Source organism: Halomonas meridiana (assembly GCF_009846525.1).
In the GTDB taxonomy this organism is placed as follows: Bacteria; Pseudomonadota; Gammaproteobacteria; order Pseudomonadales; family Halomonadaceae; genus Vreelandella.
Window position 1 is genome coordinate 91,620 of record NZ_CP024621.1, and the last position, 19,550, is coordinate 111,169.

20 protein-coding genes are annotated in these 19,550 nt (G+C 57.3%); 6 read left to right on the forward strand and 14 right to left on the reverse strand.

Going from position 1 to position 19,550, the window contains the following annotated elements; genetic code table 11:
• The first annotated feature begins 74 nt into the window (after positions 1–74).
• From CTT34_RS00420 to flgL, 4 genes are all read left to right on the forward strand, one after another.
• Positions 75–1,130 (forward strand): flagellar basal body P-ring protein FlgI, encoded by a 1,056-nt coding sequence (locus CTT34_RS00420; protein ID WP_254436475.1) that lies wholly within the window; start codon positions 75–77, stop codon positions 1,128–1,130.
• Entirely contained in the window at positions 1,130–2,152 is a 1,023-nt protein-coding gene (flgJ, locus tag CTT34_RS00425) for a flagellar assembly peptidoglycan hydrolase FlgJ (RefSeq protein ID WP_159340588.1), read from the forward strand. Before CTT34_RS00420 ends, flgJ begins: the two co-directional genes overlap by 1 nt.
• Positions 2,153–2,214: 62 nt before the next feature.
• Positions 2,215–3,873, forward strand: coding sequence for a flagellar hook-associated protein FlgK (gene flgK, locus CTT34_RS00430; RefSeq protein ID WP_159340589.1), 1,659 nt, complete (start codon positions 2,215–2,217; stop codon positions 3,871–3,873).
• 14 nt (positions 3,874–3,887) lie between these two features.
• A complete protein-coding gene (gene flgL, locus CTT34_RS00435) occupies positions 3,888–5,132 on the forward strand; it encodes a flagellar hook-associated protein FlgL (RefSeq protein WP_159340590.1) in 1,245 nt (414 codons plus the stop codon).
• 53 nt (positions 5,133–5,185) lie between these two features.
• On the opposite strand, the gene fliR is transcribed toward flgL, so the two are convergent.
• The 13 genes from fliR to fliF form a co-directional block, all read right to left on the reverse strand.
• Positions 5,186–5,977: a flagellar biosynthetic protein FliR gene (gene fliR, locus CTT34_RS00440; protein WP_159340591.1), complete on the reverse strand. Its 792-nt coding sequence runs from the start codon at positions 5,975–5,977 to the stop codon at positions 5,186–5,188.
• A 3-nt stretch (positions 5,978–5,980) separates the two neighbouring features.
• A complete protein-coding gene (gene fliQ, locus CTT34_RS00445) occupies positions 5,981–6,250 on the reverse strand; it encodes a flagellar biosynthesis protein FliQ (protein WP_044629584.1) in 270 nt (89 codons plus the stop codon).
• Positions 6,251–6,281: 31 nt separating this feature from the next.
• On the reverse strand, positions 6,282–6,983 hold the full coding sequence (gene fliP, locus CTT34_RS00450) for a flagellar type III secretion system pore protein FliP (protein WP_371825157.1): 702 nt from the start codon (positions 6,981–6,983) through the stop codon (positions 6,282–6,284).
• A 74-nt stretch (positions 6,984–7,057) separates the two neighbouring features.
• Positions 7,058–7,492 (reverse strand): flagellar biosynthetic protein FliO, encoded by a 435-nt coding sequence (gene fliO / locus CTT34_RS00455; RefSeq protein ID WP_159340593.1) that lies wholly within the window; start codon positions 7,490–7,492, stop codon positions 7,058–7,060.
• On the reverse strand, positions 7,489–8,007 hold the full coding sequence (gene fliN / locus CTT34_RS00460) for a flagellar motor switch protein FliN (RefSeq protein WP_159340594.1): 519 nt from the start codon (positions 8,005–8,007) through the stop codon (positions 7,489–7,491). Before fliN ends, fliO begins: the two co-directional genes overlap by 4 nt.
• Complete coding sequence (gene fliM / locus CTT34_RS00465; RefSeq protein WP_159340595.1) at positions 8,004–9,059, reverse strand: flagellar motor switch protein FliM; 1,056 nt, start codon at positions 9,057–9,059, stop codon at positions 8,004–8,006. The genes fliN and fliM overlap by 4 nt, the downstream gene beginning before the upstream one ends.
• Before the next feature lie 21 nt (positions 9,060–9,080).
• A complete protein-coding gene (fliL, locus tag CTT34_RS00470; RefSeq protein ID WP_159340596.1) occupies positions 9,081–9,557 on the reverse strand; it encodes a flagellar basal body-associated protein FliL in 477 nt (158 codons plus the stop codon).
• 159 nt (positions 9,558–9,716) lie between these two features.
• Entirely contained in the window at positions 9,717–11,006 is a 1,290-nt protein-coding gene (locus tag CTT34_RS00475; protein WP_159340597.1) for a flagellar hook-length control protein FliK, read from the reverse strand.
• Positions 11,007–11,028: 22 nt separating this feature from the next.
• Entirely contained in the window at positions 11,029–11,481 is a 453-nt protein-coding gene (gene fliJ / locus CTT34_RS00480; RefSeq protein WP_159340598.1) for a flagellar export protein FliJ, read from the reverse strand.
• Entirely contained in the window at positions 11,482–12,870 is a 1,389-nt protein-coding gene (fliI, locus tag CTT34_RS00485) for a flagellar protein export ATPase FliI (protein ID WP_159340599.1), read from the reverse strand.
• 4 nt (positions 12,871–12,874) lie between these two features.
• Entirely contained in the window at positions 12,875–13,633 is a 759-nt protein-coding gene (locus CTT34_RS00490) for a flagellar assembly protein FliH (protein ID WP_159340600.1), read from the reverse strand.
• Positions 13,626–14,630, reverse strand: a complete 1,005-nt coding sequence (fliG, locus tag CTT34_RS00495; RefSeq protein ID WP_159340601.1) for a flagellar motor switch protein FliG — start codon at positions 14,628–14,630, stop codon at positions 13,626–13,628. The genes CTT34_RS00490 and fliG overlap by 8 nt, the downstream gene beginning before the upstream one ends.
• Positions 14,623–16,389, reverse strand: coding sequence for a flagellar basal-body MS-ring/collar protein FliF (fliF, locus tag CTT34_RS00500; RefSeq protein ID WP_159340602.1), 1,767 nt, complete (start codon positions 16,387–16,389; stop codon positions 14,623–14,625). The genes fliG and fliF overlap by 8 nt, the downstream gene beginning before the upstream one ends.
• 256 nt (positions 16,390–16,645) lie before the next feature.
• Here fliF and fliE point away from each other — a divergent pair, with 256 nt between their 5' ends.
• Positions 16,646–16,972 (forward strand): flagellar hook-basal body complex protein FliE, encoded by a 327-nt coding sequence (gene fliE / locus CTT34_RS00505; RefSeq protein WP_159340603.1) that lies wholly within the window; start codon positions 16,646–16,648, stop codon positions 16,970–16,972.
• Positions 16,973–17,101: 129 nt separating this feature from the next.
• Here the strand turns inward: fliE and CTT34_RS00510 are convergent, their stop codons facing one another.
• A complete protein-coding gene (locus CTT34_RS00510; RefSeq protein ID WP_159340604.1) occupies positions 17,102–17,452 on the reverse strand; it encodes a flagellar protein FlaG in 351 nt (116 codons plus the stop codon).
• A gap of 263 nt (positions 17,453–17,715) precedes the next feature.
• Between CTT34_RS00510 and CTT34_RS00515 the strand changes: the two genes are divergently transcribed.
• Complete coding sequence (locus CTT34_RS00515) at positions 17,716–19,407, forward strand: HD domain-containing phosphohydrolase (RefSeq protein WP_159340605.1); 1,692 nt, start codon at positions 17,716–17,718, stop codon at positions 19,405–19,407.
• The last annotated feature ends 143 nt before the right edge of the window (positions 19,408–19,550 follow it).

The following is a 19,550-nucleotide window of genomic DNA, read 5'->3' on the forward strand; positions in this document are numbered from 1 at the left end:
CTATGCAGTGGAAAGCGTATCAACGTCTAACAGCCACCGTGCGTGTCGCAGCGTTCGTGGCACTCTGTTTGGTGATGTTGCCGGCCCACGCTGAGCGCGTGCGTGAGCTGGCAAGCTTTGCAGGCGTTCGTGATAACCAATTAGTCGGTTACGGTTTGGTCGTGGGTCTCGACGGAAGCGGCGACCAAACGACCCAAGCGCCCTTCACCAGTCAGAGTTTGACCAACATGCTGTCGCAGTTGGGTGTGACGGTGCCGCCGGGTACCAACCTGCAGCTGCGTAACGTGGCCGCCGTCATGGTCACAGCAGATCTGCCCCCCTTTTCTCGTCCAGGTCAACGCTTGGACATCGTCGTGTCCTCCATTGCCAACGCGAGCAGTTTGCGCGGTGGCACGCTGCTTATGACGCCCCTCAAAGGTGCCGATGGTGATACGTATGCGATTGCCCAGGGCAATATGCTGGTAGGCGGTGCGGGGGCACAAGCGGGCGGCAGCAGTGTGCAGATCAACCAGCAGGCATCAGGCCGTATTCCCAACGGTGCCCTCGTCGAGCGAGAAGTGCCGTTGAACCTGGGAGGCAACGGGGGAGTATTGGAGTTGCAGCTCAACGATGCCGACTTTGGGACCGTGCAGCGTATGGTTTCTGCGATTAATAGCGAGTTTGGGCAATCCGTCGCCTATGCACGCAATGGCCGTGTCATCGCTCTGGACGGCCCTATGGATGCCAATGAGCGGGTCAACTTCATGGCGCGCGTCGAGAACGTCCAGGTGACACCGACCGAGGCGCCCGCCAAAGTCGTGCTGAATGCACGCACTGGCTCCGTCGTGATGAATAGTGCAGTGACGCTTCGTCGCGCTGCCGTCGCGCATGGCAACCTCTCCATCATGATCGATACCCAGTTTGGCGTCAGCCAGCCTAACCCCTTAGGGCAGGGCGAGACCGTGGTCGTGCCGGACGCGGATATCGATATCGAACAGCAAGAAGCCTATCTACAAATCGTCGAAGGCGCCGATTTGGCAGACGTGGTGAACGCATTGAACGCGTTGGGGGCCACTCCTCAAGATTTGATGTCGATTTTGGAAGCGTTGAGAGCGTCAGGCTCTTTACGTGCTGAGCTGGAGATCATCTGATGAGCATGGGCGATATGACCAGCCAGTTCGCGCTGGATATGAACGGGTTCCAGCGGCTGCAGCACAATGCCCGCGTCGACCCTGAAGCCGGTGTGCAAGGTGCGGCACAGCAATTCGAAGCTTTGTTCATCCAAATGATGGTCAAAAGCATGCGGGATGCCACGCCGACCTCGGGACTGTTGGAGAGTCGCGATACTACGTTCTATCAATCCATGCTCGACCAGCAGTGGTCCCAAGTCATGGCTTCCCGTGGCATTGGTCTGGCCGATGCGCTAGTGGAGCAGTTGCAGCGTCAAGGCGCGGTTGGACAAGCCAGCAACCCGGACCAAGAGCTTCAGGCACTGATTGCAGGCATCCCCCGTGGGACGCCGCGCGTTTTAGACAATCCGCTACAGCCTAACAACGTCCAGGCGCCTGCCAGTACGGGCAGCGGGCGTTTTTATGACGAGCTGGACGCTATTCGCCAACAGGAAGAGGTGAGCAGCGCCCCCGCCGCGTTAGCAGACGCCCCGCGTCCGGCGGCGTCTTCACATGAGCATGTCGCACGGTTCGTGCAAACGCTGGCCACGCCTGCGCAGGCGGCCAGCGCCGCTACCGGTGTGCCTGCCGAGCTTATTTTGGCGCAGGCAGCCCTGGAGACAGGCTGGGGGCGGCATGAAATAGCCACCCAGCAAGGCCGCAACAGCTACAACGTATTTGGCATTAAAGCGGGTAGCCAGTGGCAAGGCAAAACCACCGATATCGTGACCCACGAGTACGTGGACGGTCGCCGTACGCAAGTCGTCGATACTTTCCGTGTGTACGACTCTTTCGAGCACGCCTTTACCGATTATGCCAACTTGATTGGCAACAACCCTCGCTATGCGGGTGTTTTGCAAGCGGCCAATGCCGAGCAGGCGGCACGTGAGCTGCAGCGTGGCGGTTATGCGACCGATCCGCGTTACGCCGATAAGCTGGTATCGGTGATGAATACCATGGGCCCATTAAATGCCGCAGGAAGCCTTCTAGCGGATTCTCGCTAGCGACACCTCAAGTTTGTCTGCGTATTGCCGATAAGTAGAAAATCGGCCTAAGGAATTGAACCATGAGCATGTTTTCGATCGGCTTAAGCGGCCTCAACGCGGCGCAGAATGCCCTCAATACCACGAGTAACAACATCAGTAACGTCTATACGCCTAGCTACAACCGCGAGCTGACCCAGCTTGGTGAAGGGCGTGTGGGTGGGGGTGTCCGAGTCGATGATATCGAGCGCCAGTTCAATACCTATGTGGCCGATCAGCTCAATAACGCCAAGACCCAGTCCAGCGCGTTAGATACGTACTACAACCAAGTCTCGCAGATCGATAACCTGCTAGCCGACCGGGATGCGGGTCTTTCCCCGCTCATGCAGACGTTCTTTTCTTCGCTGGAAGATCTGGCAAGCTCCCCCTCTGATCCTGCGGCACGCCAGGGAGTGCTTGGGACGGCGAACACGCTGAGTGCGCAGTTCCGCTCGTTCGATGGCTACTTGCAGGACATGCAAAGCAACATCAACAACCAGATCAAAGATGAGATCACTCAGGTCAACAATACGGTGGAGCAAATTGCCGGTCTCAATAAAGAGATCGCATTGGCTCGCGCACGTACGGGCGAAGCGCCCAACAGCTTGTTGAACCAGCGCGACTTTCTTGTCTCCGAGCTCAACGAGCGCATGGATTTACGGCTGAACGTGCAGGATGGCAAGACGTACAACATTAGCTTGCCTAACGGTCAGCCGCTCGTCACGGGGACCAGCTCGTTCAAATTAGAACCTGTGCAGGCTGACTACGATCCTCAGCGGACGATCGTGGGATATCGCGATGGAGGCGGTAACCTGATTCAGTTGGACGAGTCCACGGTCAAAGGGGGCGCGCTGGGGGGATTGATGACATTCCGGTCAGAAACTCTCGATAAAACGCAGAACCAGGTTGGTCAGCTTGCCGTATCGCTGTCCGTCGCATTTAACGAACAGCACAAGCAAGGCGTCGATTTGGACGGCGAGCAGGGCGGCGACTTCTTCAATGTACGCGCACCACAAGCCTACAGTTACGAAGACAACAGCCCTGTAACGATCGACGCCATCGAATTTGATGCTGATGCTATCGATCAGCTGCGTGCAACGGATTACACCGTCAGTTTTGCAGGCGGCGCACCTACCGTGACTCGTAACGATAGCGGTGCAGACGTCGATATCGGTACAGGCTGGGACGCTGCCAATAATACGCTATCGTTTGGCGGCCTCTCCATGACGTTTAGCAATACGCCGGCCGACGGGGATCAGTTTGAGGTACAACCCGTTCGTCGAGCCGCTAACGGTATGGAAGTGAATCTTATTGATGCTGATAAAATTGCCGCGGGCTTACCTATTAATCCTAATGACGATCCTGCAGATTGGATTGCCGCAGGCGCGGGTGATAATAGCAATGCATTATTGCTCCAAGATTTGCAAGGTCAGGATATTGTTGGCGGCAGCGCGTCCGTAAGCGGTGCCTATGGCGCGCTTGTCAGTGACGTGGGTAATCGCACCAACATTACCCAGGTCAATCTGGATGCACGCCAGGGCCTGACGGATCAACTACGCGCCGTACAGCAGTCGGAGTCTGGGGTGAACCTTGACGAAGAGGCGGCCAACTTGATTCGTTACCAACAGTTCTATCAAGCCAATGCCCGTGTGATCGATACCGCCGGTACGATCATGGACACCATTTTGAATCTGCGTAATTAATAGGAGCTTAGGCGATGCGTGTCAGTACGGTCACTATGTATGAGCAGAGTACGGCTTCTATCAATCGTCAGCAAAATGACTTTTTGAAAGTGGGGCAACAAGTTGCCAGTGGGCGGCGTGTCGTCAATCCGTCGGATGACCCACAAGCGGCATCCCGTGCGGTAGGTGTCGACCAGTCGAAAGCCATCACACAGCAGTACGAAGACTCTCGTGTATCTGCGCGTAACTCATTGGCACAAACGGAAAGCATTCTCAACAGTATTAGCGATGCGGTGACTAGCGCCAAGACGCTGCTGATCCAAGCGTCCAGCGATACGTTGAGTGATGTTGACCGTGAATCCATTGCCAGTGAGTTGAAGGGTGTTTACGAGACGATGATCGGTCAGGCAAATGCCACCGATGGTAACGGCCGCTATATCTTTGGTGGTTACAAAGACGACGCTCCGCCCTTCGTTAAGTCTGCCGCTGGCAACGTCCAATACAACGGTGATATGAACGCGCGCGCTCAGCGCGTCGATGCGTCTCGCCTCATGCCCGTGACGGAAAATGGGGCGACGATTTTCCAAGGAGTGCCAAGCGGCGCAGGCTATATAGCCAAAGCCGAGTCAGCCAACCAGGGCAGCGTGACGTTCAGTGGTCCACAAGTGACCAATGTCAACGATCCAGATTATGGTGAAAGCTTCCGCGTTCTTTTCGACGAAGATGGAGGTGGTAACCCGACTTACACCGTCGAGCAGTTCGATGGGGCTGCTTGGCAGCCAGTCGCCGGTCTTGAGGATCAAGCTTACGACGAGTCAGCTGGCGAGCAAGTGAGTTTTGGAGGGGTGAGCCTGACTCTGAAAGGGGCGCCTGAGGTTGGCGATGAAATCCTAGTCGCTCAGCCTGGCAGTGATCAGCTTTCGGCCGATCTGTTTCAAACGATGGAAGCGGCTATCCGTGTACTAGAAACGCCAGCAGAAAATGGCACGCAGAAAGCAGCCCTGCGGAATACGCTGAACACGTCCATGCGTGAGTTGGATAACTCGTTGGACAACGTATTGACGGTCCGTGCCTCCGCCGGTGCCCGGCTCAACGAGCTAGACGTCATCGATGCAGTTGGCAGTAACCGCATGCTCAACTACGAACAAACGCTTTCGGACTTGGTTGATCTCGATTATGTCGACGCTATTTCCGAGTACAGCTTGCGCCAAGTAGGCCTTCAGGCGGCTCAGAAAGCGTTCGTAGATATCAAAGGCATGTCGCTGTTCGACTTCATGTAGTCTTCCAGCGTGTAACGTTTTATGGAAAGCCTCGGCCATCATGCCGGGGCTTTTTAGTTCAAGGGTGCCATCGTTTCGATAAGACTTTGGGTGAAGCTGATGCCTTGGCTAAACAGCTGTTGCAGAAAGCTGCCAATATCACTCATCAATACCATTAGCAGGACGATGCCAACGGTCAACGACGTAGGAAAGCCGATATTGAAAACGGTCAGCTGCGGCGCTGAGCGGTTCAAGATACCTAGCGATAAGCTAATAATCAGCAGCGAAGCCACCAACGGAAGGGCGAGCAGCATGCCGGAGGCAAAAATTGTCCCTGCATACCTTGCCAGCAACTCGAAGGCATTCGGATTTAAACTGCCAACCCCGATGGGGAGCGTTTGAAAGCTCATCACCAGCGTCTCTAGTACCATCAAATGCCCATTAAACGCGAGAAACATCAGCAGCGTGATCATGTAGAGAATACGTGATAGCACCATGATGTTCGTGCCGCTCGACATGTCGAAAAAGCTCGCAAAGGCCAGACCCATCTGTAAACCGATAAACTCACCGGCGGCCTGCACGACAGCAAATACGACATGCATGACCAGCCCAATCGCGATGCCGATCAGCATTTGTTCGATGATGATGCCAAGGCCTGCCCACGACATGAGCGGTACGGCGGGCATGGGAGGCAGCACCGGCGCAATGACGATGGCAATGACAGCCGCTAACGACACCTTTGCTGGTGTGGGAATGCTGGAGTGTCCCCAGAGCGGGGTGGCCGTCATAAACGCCGTAATGCGTACGAAAGGCCAAAAGAAGGCAACCAGCCATCCTTGTAACTGTGCAAAGGTGACCTCGACCACTGCTTACATCACCATTGCAGGGATATTGGTGAACAGGCGCGTTGTGAAATCGGTAATCAAGCCAATGAGCCAGGGGCCCGCCAGCACTAAAACGGCAAAAACAGCCAGAATCTTGGGAATGAACGTGAGCGTCATCTCGTTAATTTGAGTGGCCGCCTGAAACAAGCTGATAATGAGGCCCGTAAAAAGGGCGGCGAGTAGCATGGGGCCTGCCAGGAACAGCGTTACGCGCATGCCTTGATAAGCGACGCTCATCACCATTTCGGGTGTCATGGATAGATGCTCCTTGCCGCGCCCTGCGACGTTAAATCATGTAAAAACTTTCTGCTAGCGAGCCAATGATGAGCTGCCAGCCATCGACCAACACGAAGAGCATGAGTTTGAAAGGCAGTGAGATGGTGACAGGAGGCACCATCATCATCCCCAGCGCCATCAGCGTACTGGCCACCACCAAATCGATAATCAAAAAAGGAATGAAAATGGTAAAGCCAATTTGAAACGCCGTTTTGAGTTCGCTGGTGACAAAGGCGGGGAGCAATACGCGCATCGGTAGCTCCTCTGGACCTTGCAGAGGGCCGATATCGGCGAGGCGAACGAACAAAGCAATATCAGGTTCCCGTGTTTGAGCCAGCATGAACTCACGAAATGGGAGTTGAGCACGCAGTAGAAACTCTTCGAAGTTGATCACCTCATCCGTGAGAGGCACCCAGGCGGTGTCGTACACCTGATTCAACACGGGAGACATGATAAAAAACGTCAGAAACAGTGCAATACCCAGCAGCACCTGATTGGGCGGCGTTGCCTGTGTGCCCATGGCGGTACGCAGTAGGCTAAGCACGATGATAATGCGCGTAAAGCTGGTCATCATCAACAGCATCGCTGGCAAGAAGGCCAGAGAGCTTAAAAAAAGCAGCGTTTGTAACGAGAGTGACCACTGCTGCCCGCCATCTTCGGTGGGCTGTGAGACGAGGCCGGGTAACTGCTGTGCTGCGGCGGGGAAGGCCATCAGACCGCCCGCAAGCAGTAGCGCAAATAGCCACCAGCGACGCGAAAAGAGCCGAGCAACATACGAAACGTGTGTCATGGTGAGTGCTGAGAGTCTGAAGGGGAGCGGTCGCTTTTGTCACGGTTCTTGGCCAGCGCATTGGCCAAGCGCTGAGCGAAACGAGACGGCGGAGTTTCGGGTGTGTGGGGGCGGTTTGCCGGTGCCGGCCGCTCATGCAACTTGCTGATGCGACCGCTGCTCACGCCCAGTACCAGCCACGTGTCTTCCACTTCGACCACGACGACGCGTTCGCGGTTACCCACTGCGGTGGTTCCGACGATCCGCAATCGCGCGCCCTGGTCGAAACGATGCTGTTGCCAGCGCTTGAGCAGCGAGGTGCAGAGCAGAATGATCGCAATCACCAGCGCAAGCGCAGCGGCGGTTTTGCCCAGTGCCGCCATACCAATGAGAGCGTCGCCGCCGCTTAGTGCATCCACCGAGGATTGGGCGCTGGAGGTTGCCACGCTCATCGGTTGAGTTTATGAATCCGCTCGGAGGGCGTAATGATTTCCGTAATGCGGATACCGTATTTGTCTTCGATGACGACCACTTCGCCCTGGGCAATCAGATAACCATTGATCAGGATATCCATAGGCTCCCCGGCCAGGCCTTCTAGCTCGATGACGGAACCCTGTGCCAGCTCTAGCAGCTGTTTGATCGTAAGCTTCGTACGACCCAGCTCCACCGTCAGCTTGACCGGAATATCCATGATCATTTCGAGATCACGAGAAGGGGCGCTACCCTGCTCACCGCTCAGCGGGCGGAATACCTCGTCGCTGGCGGATTTGGCCTGGGGCGGCTCGGGTTCGGGCTCATCCTCTGCATCGGATTGCTCGGCTGCCTCCTGTTCCGCCATGGCGGCTGCCCAGGGGTCCTCGTCTTCGCTGGCGGCATCCGCGTCAGAGGAGGGCTCTTCTTGTTCAGACATGGCTTCCGCCCAATCGTCATCAGAGACTTTTTGATCGGGTTTGTTAGGGTCAGTCATGCTTTGGATTCCTTGGCTTTCTGTCGCGTTGAACCTTTAATAAAGTCCTTGGACGATACGTTATTCATAGCAGCATGGTCGATCATACGTAGCACCCGTAACGCGCGCTGCTGACGCTGACTACCGTACTCGCACTCCATGACGGGGACCCCATCAACGCGTGCAGTAATCGTGCTGGGAATATCCACCGGCAAGACATCCCCCTTTTTCAGTCCCATTACCTGAGCGATACGGCTGGGAATTTGTGCAAATTCCGCGACCAGCTCCACCTCCGACTGGCGTAGCTCGCTGGCCATTCGGCGTGACCAAGAACCGTCGCTATCGTGGTTGCTGTCGTTGATCGGGTTGACCAGCAAGTCGCGCAGCGGCTCGATCATGGCGTAGGGCATGCAGACTTGGAAGCTGCTCGAGAGATTGCCAACTTCGATGTTGAACTTGGTATTCACCACGATTTCGTTGGGTGAATTGGTAATGTTGGCAAACTTCGACTGTACCTCGGAGCGTAAAAAGTGGACATCGATCGGATAGACCACTTTCCAAGCTTCTTGATACGCATCGATGGCAAGATTCAATAAACGCTGAATAATGCGCTGTTCGGTATTCGTAAATTCGCGCCCATCCGACTTGGTAACGAAGCGTCCGTCGCCCCCAAACAGGTTGTCTACCACCATGAAGACCAGGTTTGGTGGGAAAACGACAAGACCCGAGCCACGCAGCGGTTTCATCGACACGATGTTGAGGTTGGTCGGCACCGGTACGTTGCGTGAAAAGTCACTGAAGCTTTGGTAGCGCACTGACTCGACAGTAATGTCAGAGCTACGGCGAATCAGGTTGAACAGCCCGTTGCGGAAGTAACGAGCAAAGCGTTCGTTGATAAAGTCGAGCGCGTGCAGACGCTCGCGAATGACCCGGTGTTGTGTCGACGGGTCATAGGGGCGAATCCGCGACTCATCCTGGGTTGGAGACGACGTTGCCGACGGCTCGTCATCTCCGCTGACGCCTTTGAGTAAGGCATCGATCTCTTCCTGGGACAGTAGATCGTCCTGCGACATGAACGGCTCCCGTTCCCTAGGCTATTGCACAATAAATTCGGTAAACAGCACTTCCCGAAGATCCAAGGGAGGCTGGTTTTCCGTTAGCGGAACGCTCAATCGGCGAATGATCTCTTGGGCGAGCGTCTCTTTACCTTCGGTCGAAGTCAGCTGTTCTGCCTGCTTGCCGGATAAAAGAATCAGGAGACGGCTACGCACTTGCGGCATGTGCTCTTCGATGAGCGCCTTGCTCTCCTCGTTACCAACACGCAGGGTAATGCCTGTATAGAGAAGGCGTGACCCGTAGCGGTCATCCGCTAAGTTGACGGTAAAGGGCTCGATCTGGGTAAACACCGGAGGGGTGTGCTCCACCGTTTGCTGCTGAGCGTCACCCTCGGCGCTGTTATCGCGCTGGTCGAGTACGAGATAGATCGCTGCTGCTGCTCCTGCAGAGGAGAGCAAGACAAGAACGATCATTACCCAAAGCAGTTTTTTTGATCCGCCGCTTGATTCTGCCATTGTTGTTCCCATGATGTTCACGCATGACGCTAGCCAAGCATTATGCCTAACGCGAGTGATGGTGAAGAAACGAACAGGCTTCCTTGGGGAGCCTATCTTTTGGTTTAGCTAGTTAATCCGATCATTACTACGTACGTCATGACCAAGGCATACGTTGCCTTACGCATACAGGTCGACTCGCCCATCCAGCGTCACGGGCGTGCTTTCCGACGTAGGCGCTCCGATGTCGCCCTCTACGCTGCTGCCATCACCCGAGGCACCGCCACCGCTTTGTTGGGCGAAAGCTTGCTCGTTGGAGGCATTTTGCTCACCTACAGAGGTCTCTCCTAGCGAAATTCCCTGTTCTGCCAGCGCTTCGCGAAGCTGTGGAATCGCTTGCTCTACGACTTGGCGCACCTGCGCATGAGCCGACAGGAAATGCGCTTGAGCGCCATGTTCGGTCATCTTCAGTGAAATGGAGAGCGGTCCTAGCTCGGCTGGGTGCAGCTTCATTTGAATGTGTTGCTCACCGCCTCGTTGGGCAAATTGCACGAGCTGCTGGCCAAGCTGTGATGGCCACGCAGGATGCGACACTGGCGTCCCAATGGATGAGGGCAGGGACGTGCTCGATGACGCGGCGATAGGTGTCGAAGCTGGGGTGGCACCGTTGCCGGTGCCCGGTAAGTTCAAGGCTAGCTCGCCTGCACTGCTAAACCGCGCAGTTCCCTCGCTTGCACCACTGCTGACCGCCAGAGCGCTCGCGATGGCCTCGCTACTGATCCCTGGGTAAGGCGGGGGTGTTGGCAGCGTCGGTGCCGTTAACGTGCCAGGGGTGGCTGGCTTGCCCTCCGTGGGGGAATGGGCGGGCGTGTGACTGAGTAGCGCGGCAATTTGCTGATTGAGTGTGTCAACACGCTGGCGAGACCCCGCCGTGTCCGTGTTGGCAGTGAGCTGTTGATAGGCGGTCACCAGGGCGGCAGCGTCCTGGTGGCTGATCGCTAACTGCTCTGCAATGTCGGCAATCGACAAGGTGTCTGTCGTGGATGCGCTCGATTGAGCTGGCGAATCACTAAACGCTGCGACCAACGAGAGACGGCTGGCGATTTCATCCAGCGCTGACAGAGAAGCATCGGTCGTGCCGTTGAGCACGCTTGGCAGCGTCGCCAGCTGCTCTGCAGAGGGTTGCTCTGTGTTTTGCAGCTGCGCAAATAGCGCTGCCAAACCTTCTTGATCAAGCTCAATGCCCAGTGAGTCTAGCAGTGCCGCGAACTCTTTTAGATCGGTCGTTGCCTGCGAAGTAGGTGCCGAGCTGGCAGAAAGCGCTTGGGGCAATCGCGGTTGTCCTTCGTTGGCCTGCAGCATGGCTTGACGAAAAAGGCCGTTCGAGACGCTTTGAGCCCCCGTCGTCTGCGACGTCGACGCGCCACTTCCCTGACTAGGATTCGCAGAAAGTAACAGTTGAATATTCATGAATAGGCTTCCTGACGCGACGCTAAAGGGGTTTATCAGACTGCTGACGAGCCAGACGGTTAGTCACCATGTCATCGCTCACTTTTTGCTCGTGGCGTGCTTGGCGGCGGTGCTCCTCTAATAACCGACGCGAGGCCAGTGTATCGTAAGAGGAGAGTTTGCGCTGCTCCTGCTGCCAGTGCTGTTGGCTTTGTTGCACGCGTTTTTGCTGCGCCGCCAACGCTTGCCGGGCACGGCTCAGGGCGGCGTCCAGCGACGCCAAGAACTGTTGATAGTTGTACATGGTAGCGGGGTCGATACCGTCACGCATGGCCTGCTGTAAACGCTCGGCATACTCGACGCGATAGCGGTTGAGCGAGTGTAACTGTGCTTCGGTTTGCTGCTGCGTTTGACGCTCTTGCGCCAGCAGTTTGCCGGCTTGATCGCGCGCATCGCGCGCGAGATCTGTCAGCATATCGAGCTGTTGATGACTCATTTAGCCTCCCACTACCGTGTGCAGGGCTTGGCGTGACTCTTCAAGCGTCGCACACTCCTCGATATTTTGTTGAAGGAATCGCTCCAAGTCAGGAAAGCGATTGACGGCTTCGTCTAGCCGAGGGTCATGTCCTGGGCTATAGGCACCTACGCTAATCAGATCGCGATTGCGCTGATAGCGTGAAAAAATCTGTTTGAACGTGCGCGCCTCTTGCTGCTGCGCTGGCGTCACGATGGCGGTCATCGCACGGCTGATAGAGGCTTCTATATCGATGGCAGGGTAGTGACCAGCCTCGGCTAGCGTGCGAGACAGCACGATATGGCCATCCAAGATCGCCCTGGCCGAGTCGGCGATGGGATCCTGCTGGTCATCCCCCTCGGTGAGCACGGTATAGAACGCCGTAATCGAACCGCCACCTCGCTCTGCATTGCCGGCTCTCTCTACCAAACCAGGCAATTTGGCGAAGACGGACGGCGGATAGCCTTTCGTGGCGGGTGGTTCGCCAATGGCGAGGGCGATCTCCCGCTGTGCCATCGCATAGCGTGTCAGGGAGTCCATGATCAGCAGCACGTTGCGACCGGCATCGCGAAACCCTTCGGCGATGCGCGTTGCATAGGCAGCCCCTTGTAAGCGCTGTAGCGGCGACGTGTCAGCAGGGGCAGCGACAACCACTGCTCGTCTACGCCCCTCTGGCCCCAAAATATTGTCAATAAAGTCCTGTACTTCGCGACCACGCTCGCCAATCAAGCCCACCACGATCACATCGGCTTGGGTATAGCGCGCCATCATGCCCAGCAGAACCGATTTACCCACGCCGGAACCTGCGAATAGCCCCATGCGCTGGCCACGACCCACGCTTAGCAGTGCATTGATGGCGCGAATGCCAACATCGATTTGTGATTCGATGGGCGCACGTGACAGCGGATTGAGCGGCCGAGATTGGAGCGTCGTGCGGGGAGCTTCCTCCACGCCTTCACGATCATCGAGCGGATTGCCATTACCATCCAAGACTCGCCCGAGTAGCTCGTCACCGATCGGGAAGCGGCGCGCACTGTGACCATTGCCATCGACCAGGGGAGTGACGCGTGCGCCCGGCATCAAGCCGGAAATTTCTTCGAGGGGCATCAGGTAGAGCTTATCGCCCGAGAAGCCGACGACTTCGGCTTCGGCATGCTTATCGCTGTCGTTCAAGCGGCCATCTGCGCCCGGAAGTTCGATCTGGCAGGCGCTGCCAACGGCGACGCGTAAACCGACCACTTCGATCACCATGCCCGTTGCACGCACCACACGACCGCTAGAGCGGTAATACGGCAGCCGACCAACGCGCTGAGTCGTGCGCTGAAGGGCTTTTTGCCATCGCTGTTGATGGGGGCAACGGAGGTGGTTCATCGCATTACCCCGAGGATGCCGCGCTATGGCGTTTACGGAGCTGAGCCTGAACGCTGTGCCAACGGCTCTCGAACGTGGCATCCAGTTCGCCCTGGGCACTGGTCAGGCGGCAACCCCCCCGAGTCAGTTGGTCGTCTGGTTGCAGCGTCCAGCCGGCGGCTTCCAGTTCGCTGCCTAAGTGCTCGGTGACCAGCTCGTGATCGGTGGGGTTGAGCCACAGTCGCTGTTTACCCACCAGTGGAGGCTCCGTGTGCAGCAGTTCCCGCACGATGGCGAGGATATGCTCGGGGTGCGCGTCTAGTGCGTCGCCTGCTAGCTGCTTACCGGTGGTCAACGCCAGCTCTGCCAGATCGTGGGCGATGGTTTCGTCGAGACGCTCGAGGGCCTCCGAAAACTGTTTGGCCAAAGCCGCTAGCGGGGTCACGCTCTTGCGAATCTGTTCATTGAGTTCTTGCGCGGCGTGCTCACGCCCTTCGCTTAGTCCTTGGGCATAGCCCTCGTCGTGGCCACGCGTCAACCCTGCCTGATACCCCTCCTCTTCGGCAGCTTGGCGAAGACGTTCGTAAATCTCTTGGCGCTCTTGCTCTTCACGGGCACGCGCCTCTTCTGCGGCGCGCCGGGCGGCCTCGACTTTACGCTGGTGCTCGCTTGGCACGGCGGCGCGGCTGTCAGGCTGTGCACGGCTGGGCGCTGCCAGCTCGTCCATCTGCCAGCGCCGCCACTCGCCGTGGCGATCAAACTCTGGCGTATGCGTATTAGACATACTCGTCGTCTCCGCCCGCTAGGACGATCTCTCCGGAATCGGCCAGACGGCGGACGATCTGCAGGATCGCTTTCTGCTCGGTTTCTACCTGAGAGACGCGAATGGGGCCACGGGCTTCCATGTCTTCGCGTACCAAATCGGCGGCGCGCTGGGACATGTTGCGCAGGAACTTGTCCACCAACGCGTCCTGGGCACCCTTGAGGGCCACCACCAAGGAGTTGGTTTCGACTTCCTGTAGGACCATCTGAATGGCGCGGTTGTCCAGGTCCAGCAGGTTCTCGAAGAGGAACATCTCGTCGATGATCTTCTGGGCAAGGTCTTCGCTGTGCGAGCGAACGGTTTCGATGGCCACCTCTTCCTGAGAAGAGTTCATCAGGTTGAGGATCTCTGCGGCCGTTCTTACGCCGCCCATCTTGCTGCGCTTGAGGTTTTGACCGTCGAGCATGCTGGTGAGTACCTCGGTGAGCTCTTGGAGAGCCGCTGGCTGTACGCCACTGAACGTCGCAATCCGTAGGACGACATCGTTACGCAGCTTCTCTTCGAACAGCTCGAGAATATCGGCCGCCTGATGGCGGTCCAGGTGTACCAGAATGGTGGCAATGATCTGCGGGTGCTCGTCGCGGATGAGTTCGGAGACCATGGACGCTTCCATCAGGTTCAGGGCATCGATACCTGAATTTTCGCCCGTGGTTTCGAGAATGTCTTCGATGAGGCTGGTAGCCCGCTCACTGCCGAGCGCTTTGGTCAGCACCGAGCGAATGTGCTCGCTCGAGTTGAGGTTCAGCGCCACGAACTCTTCGGTTTCACGGTGGAACGCTTCCAGCACGGCTTTCATGTCTTCATGCGAAACTTGGTGAAGCCGTGCCATTTCGGTACTGATCTCTTGCACTTCGCTGGCGCTGAGGAACTTGAAGACCTCGGCGGCGCTGTCTTCATCCAGTGCCAGCAGGAGAATGGCACTTTTACGTGCGCCGCTCATTTCAGCAATGCTAGTCATTGGCGTTCATCCAGCTGCGAATGATCATAGCGACCATGCGAGGATCTTCCTGGGCCATCTCCCGCAGGTCGTTAAGATTGTGTTCGTAGAGCGACGTTTTACGACGACGCTTGGGCTTGTTGCTGTAGGTGTCTTCCTCGTCGCCCTCGCCTTCGCTGCCTTCTTGCTCGTCCTCTTCACCGCCTACGCTGGTGTTCAGCGTGCCGCCAGGCATGGCAGCCGCCATGACCGGGGGTTGCGTATAGCGTTTGATCAGCGGACGCAAAATCAGCCAATAGAGCAGTAGGGCAGCGATAGCAACAAGAAGGTAGCGACCCAAGGTCGCTGCCATGGCGATGTTGTCGGGGTGTTGCCACCAAACAGGCTCGACGCGAGTGTCATCGTCGCCAGCAAAGGGCGTATTCACCACTTCTACCTGATCGCCTCGCAGCTCAGAGAACCCCATGGCCTGCTGAACCAAGCGCTCGATTTGTGCGATCTCTTCGGCGCTGAGGGCCACTTGCTCTACTTCGCCCTCTTCGTTCGTGACGTTACGGAAGTTGACCACGACCGCTGCAGAGAGTCTTTGCACTTGGCCCAGACGATGCTGAATGTGCTCGATGCTACGATCAACTTCGTAATTCACGACGTCTTCTTGGCGCAGATTGCGTAACGCGCCCGGTTCGGCCTCGCCGTCTCCTTCGCCATCGCCCTCTTCGGCATCGGGCTGATTGATCGGGGAGGGCGCCACACCCGGCGGGGTGTTGCTGAGGGCGCCGGGAATGCCGGTGGCAAGAGGGTCTTCGCCATCATAAGAGAGGCTCAATTGACGGCTGCGCACGGCTGATTCGTTGGGTGCCTGGTTGGGGCTATAGCGCTCGGAGGTCTGCTCACGACGTGAAAAATCGATCTGCGCGGCTACTTGGGCGCGCACGTTATCACTGCCCATGATGGGCGACAGGATGTTTTCGATACGCTGCTGGTAAGAGCGCTCGACTTCCGTGATGTACGCCAACTGAGTGCCGTCGAGGTCACCCCCCTGGGCGCTGTTGGCCGTGAGGAGACGCCCGTTTTGATCGACGACGGTGACGTCTTCGATAGCAAGCTCTGGCACGCTGCTGGAGACCATATGAACGATGGCGCTCACTTGTCCCTCGCCCAGCACTCGACCCGGCAGCAGGGTCAGCACCACCGACGCTTTAGCAGGCTCGCGGTCGCGGATGAACACCGACGGCTTCGCCATGGATAGGTGAACCCGCACGCCTTCGACGGGGCCAAGCGACTCGATGGAGCGAGCAAGCTCGCCTTCCAGGCCGCGTTGGAAGTTGACCTGCTCAGCAAACTGACTGATCCCGAACGCCTGGGTTTCCATGAGTTCAAGGCCAAGATTGCCCCCTTGCGGGAGACCCTGCTCAGCCAGTTGAAGGCGCAGCGTGTGCACTTGGTCGCTCGGGACTAGCAGTGCTTGGCCGCCCTGGCTGAACTGGTAAGGAACGCCGCGGGTATCTAGCTCAGTGATGATTCGGCCGCCGTCGGCTTCGCTGAGATTGCTGTAGAGCACCCGGTAGTCGGGACTGCTGGCCCACATGAAAAGGGCCGCCACCACCGCGATGGACGCGGCAGCCGCCACCAGTACCACCACAAGCGGATTGCCGCGCAGCTGTTTCATAGTGCGCTCAAAAGCCGATGGGTTGCTGGGTTCGTTCTCTGCGGCTCCGCTACGCGGAGGGCTTTGTGTCGTGCTGTTTTGACGGCCTGCCGTCGCACCCGTTTCGCTCATGCGTCCCTCCACAAGGGAAGGCAAAACGGGGGTCGACCAAGGCGCATCACCAAAGAAGGCATAGGCTATATCCGTCAATCGCGGTTATCCGCTGAAAGAATGAAGCGGAATTGTGATGGACGCCATTATCCGGGGGTGCGTCGACCATAAATGAACGAAAAGCTTGGCTTTTCACACGCATTTGTTCGTATGAGGCTTTTCGTACCGATGGTAGGCTTGCGGCATTAAATGAACACCCGCACATTGAGGCAAGCGTATGAGTTCACCTTCCATACAGTCTGCGCTGCAGCAGATGCAGGGGCTCGCCGCCCAAGCGGCCCAGCCTATCAAGGGCGAGCAACTGACGACGGCGGTCGGGCAGTCTGGCTTTGGCAGCGAGCTACAGGCCTCTATCCAGCGCATCAATCGTTTGCAGCAGTCGGCGAATGCAAAAGCCATGGCCTTTCAGGCTGGCGAGCCGAACATCGAGCTCAACGATGTCATGGTCGACATGCAAAAAGCGAGCGTGGCCTTCCAAATGGGGATGCAGGTGCGCAACCGCTTAGTAACCGCCTACCGCGATGTCATGAACATGCAGGTGTAATGCGACTGGCTTAGGTCGACGGGACATGAGGTCGGCATGGGCATAGGGCAGTTGATGGTCTGTCATCTCTTGGTGGTAGCGCTCATCCTTGGGCGCTCGGTCTGGATGAGAGGGTCGGATGCCTTGTTGTTACGCCTGTAGCGAGATGAGCTTGCCTTGTAACTCCTCCAGACGCTCAGCCATCTGCAGTAGCTCCTCGGCGGGTATCTGACGTATGACATCGCCCGTTTCACGATCGATGACCCGGGTGATGATGCGTGAAGAGTGTTCGCTGATATCGAACTCTAGCCCTCGCGGTCGCATGACGTCATTGATGCGCTGGAGGGGCTCGATCAGGGCGTCTTTCGTGGTCTGTTCGGCGTCCGAAGGTGCCTCCGTGATGGCCGCGATCTTGGCGGAGTGAGTGTCGATGCGTGAGCGTTCCTGGGGTAGAGCAGCGACGAGCGGGGGTGTGGTTGAGTCGATGATGAGTGGGCCCATGTACAACGTTCCTCTTTAAGCTAAGCCTGTCATGGCTGGGTAACGTAACCGAGTAAAGGCGCGAGGCCGTTTACCGTTCGGTGATGAGCCTCTTCAGAAGTCTATCGGCGTATTTGCCGCCAACTTTATAGTTTTTACTATAGACGAAAAGAAAGTGTTATTAGCCCTATGGCGGGCATACGGCTCCATAAAAGCTTCTGTTATGCTCTGCTGCTTTGTGATGAGTGTTAACGCATAACGCGTTCGGGGAAAGCGAGGCACGCATGGAAGTCCAGCAAGATGAGTACGAGAGCGTCACGAGTCCGTCGGCCATTAGCTCTCTGTTAAATACCATGATCGAGAGCGGCGGCGTTTCTCTGTGCTTGGCAACTCCTGATGCGCGGCCCGAGCCTATCGTGTTGATGGAGCAGCACGAGGGCGACACGCTCGTCATGGATCTGTCGTCCGTTGATTATCTGCTCAGTCGTTTGCAGCAGGGGGAGCAGTTCTTCCTACGTGGTCAGTCCCAGGGGAAAGTGGTCAGAACGCCGCTTCTCTCGTTGACCGAAACCCGCCGTTCTGGCGGTCGTTTTTTATGCTGTAGTGATTATCCGGCCTCGGTTGACGTGTTGCAGCGTCGTGAATCTTACCGTGCCGAACTGCGCATGGGTATGGTGGTTGCGGCAACCGTGTTTGGGGAGGGGGGCGACAACGCGTTGGGAGAGCTGCGCGACCTATCTCAAGACGGCTGTCAGCTCGAATTGCCGCTGACGGCCAGCGGTGTCCTGGCCGAGACCGATGCGCCGCTGAAGCTCGCTTTTACCTTTCCAAACGGCACTTATTTTGAAGTTCACGCGGTCGCCCGTCACCAAAAGACCGATCCTGAGCGCCACTTGCTTCGCGTTGGCTTCCGTTTTGCCGGCTGCACGTCTGAGCAAGAGCGGCAGATTTGGTACTTCGTCTGCGAGATCGAACGCGAGGCATCGCGCTATAAGAAGGACGTTCAGGAAGAGCGTCAGCCGTCGCCACTCTTCGAGCAGCCCGGTCGGCGGACGCCGGATACCGAGCATGTAGGACGACGCGATATTCGCCGCTACGCGACGCCGATGGCGCGCCGCTTGGTCAAAGTGGCGGCGTATTTGGATGCTCAGCTGCTGCTGTTACAGCAGGGGAGTGACATCGATTCGCGCCAGCTGTCGCGCAACGCAGATCGTTTGTTGATGCTTCACGAAGAGGATCGTGAGGGCTTGCTTTTTGCCTCTCGCTGCCTCTCTTTGGAGCCACTGCTGGTGCGCCACGGGATTGCCGTCGCGGTGCATTTGCTGGATTTGGTGGGCGATAACATGCCCCGAGAAGTGCGCAAAGCGATTGTGGCGAGCGGGCTGGTGCACGACCTGGGCAAGGCGCTGGTCCCTCAGGTGGTGTTCAAGGCGCCCCACTTCGAGGCGAACCACCGCCGCGCGTTAAGCGAGCACGTATCACTGCTATTGGCGCGTTTGCATACCTGTCAGTGGCTGTCTGCCACCGTGGCGCAGGCGGTGATTGGCGGAATCAATGAGCGTCTCGACGGCAGCGGTTATCCAGAAGGGTTGACGGGAGACGATATCAACGAGCTGGCGAAAGCGAGTGCGATCGTCGACGTGGTCGAAGCCATGCGGCGTGATCGGGCCGATCGTCCTGCGCGCACGGCTCAGCAGATCTATCGTCATCTTCTCGCGCATCCTCACCAGTTCGACCCGCGCTGGATCAAGCGTTACATCGAGCATTTCAAAACGTTGCCGGTGGGCTCGCTGGCGCTCTTCTCGAGCGAGCAGTTGGCCTGGATTCTACGCCTCGATGAGAGTGGCGCGCCGTCGGAGGTGGTGCTGACGCAGCAGTCAGAGCCGCCCATGCGTGACACTCTGGGAGCGGTTGTTCGCGGTGATGTCTTGGAGCGTTTGGGTAAACCCATTCGAGAAGTGGCGGTCTCAACGTAAAGCACCAGGGCAGTGCAACCGGCCAAAATTAAAACGTAATTAGGCTTAAAGTCCGCGCTGCCTGCGCCGATATATTCAGTAAGTGAGCAAGCACGCTCAACCATCAAGATGAAACAGCCGTTTGCCGCGATGGGCGCGGCTGT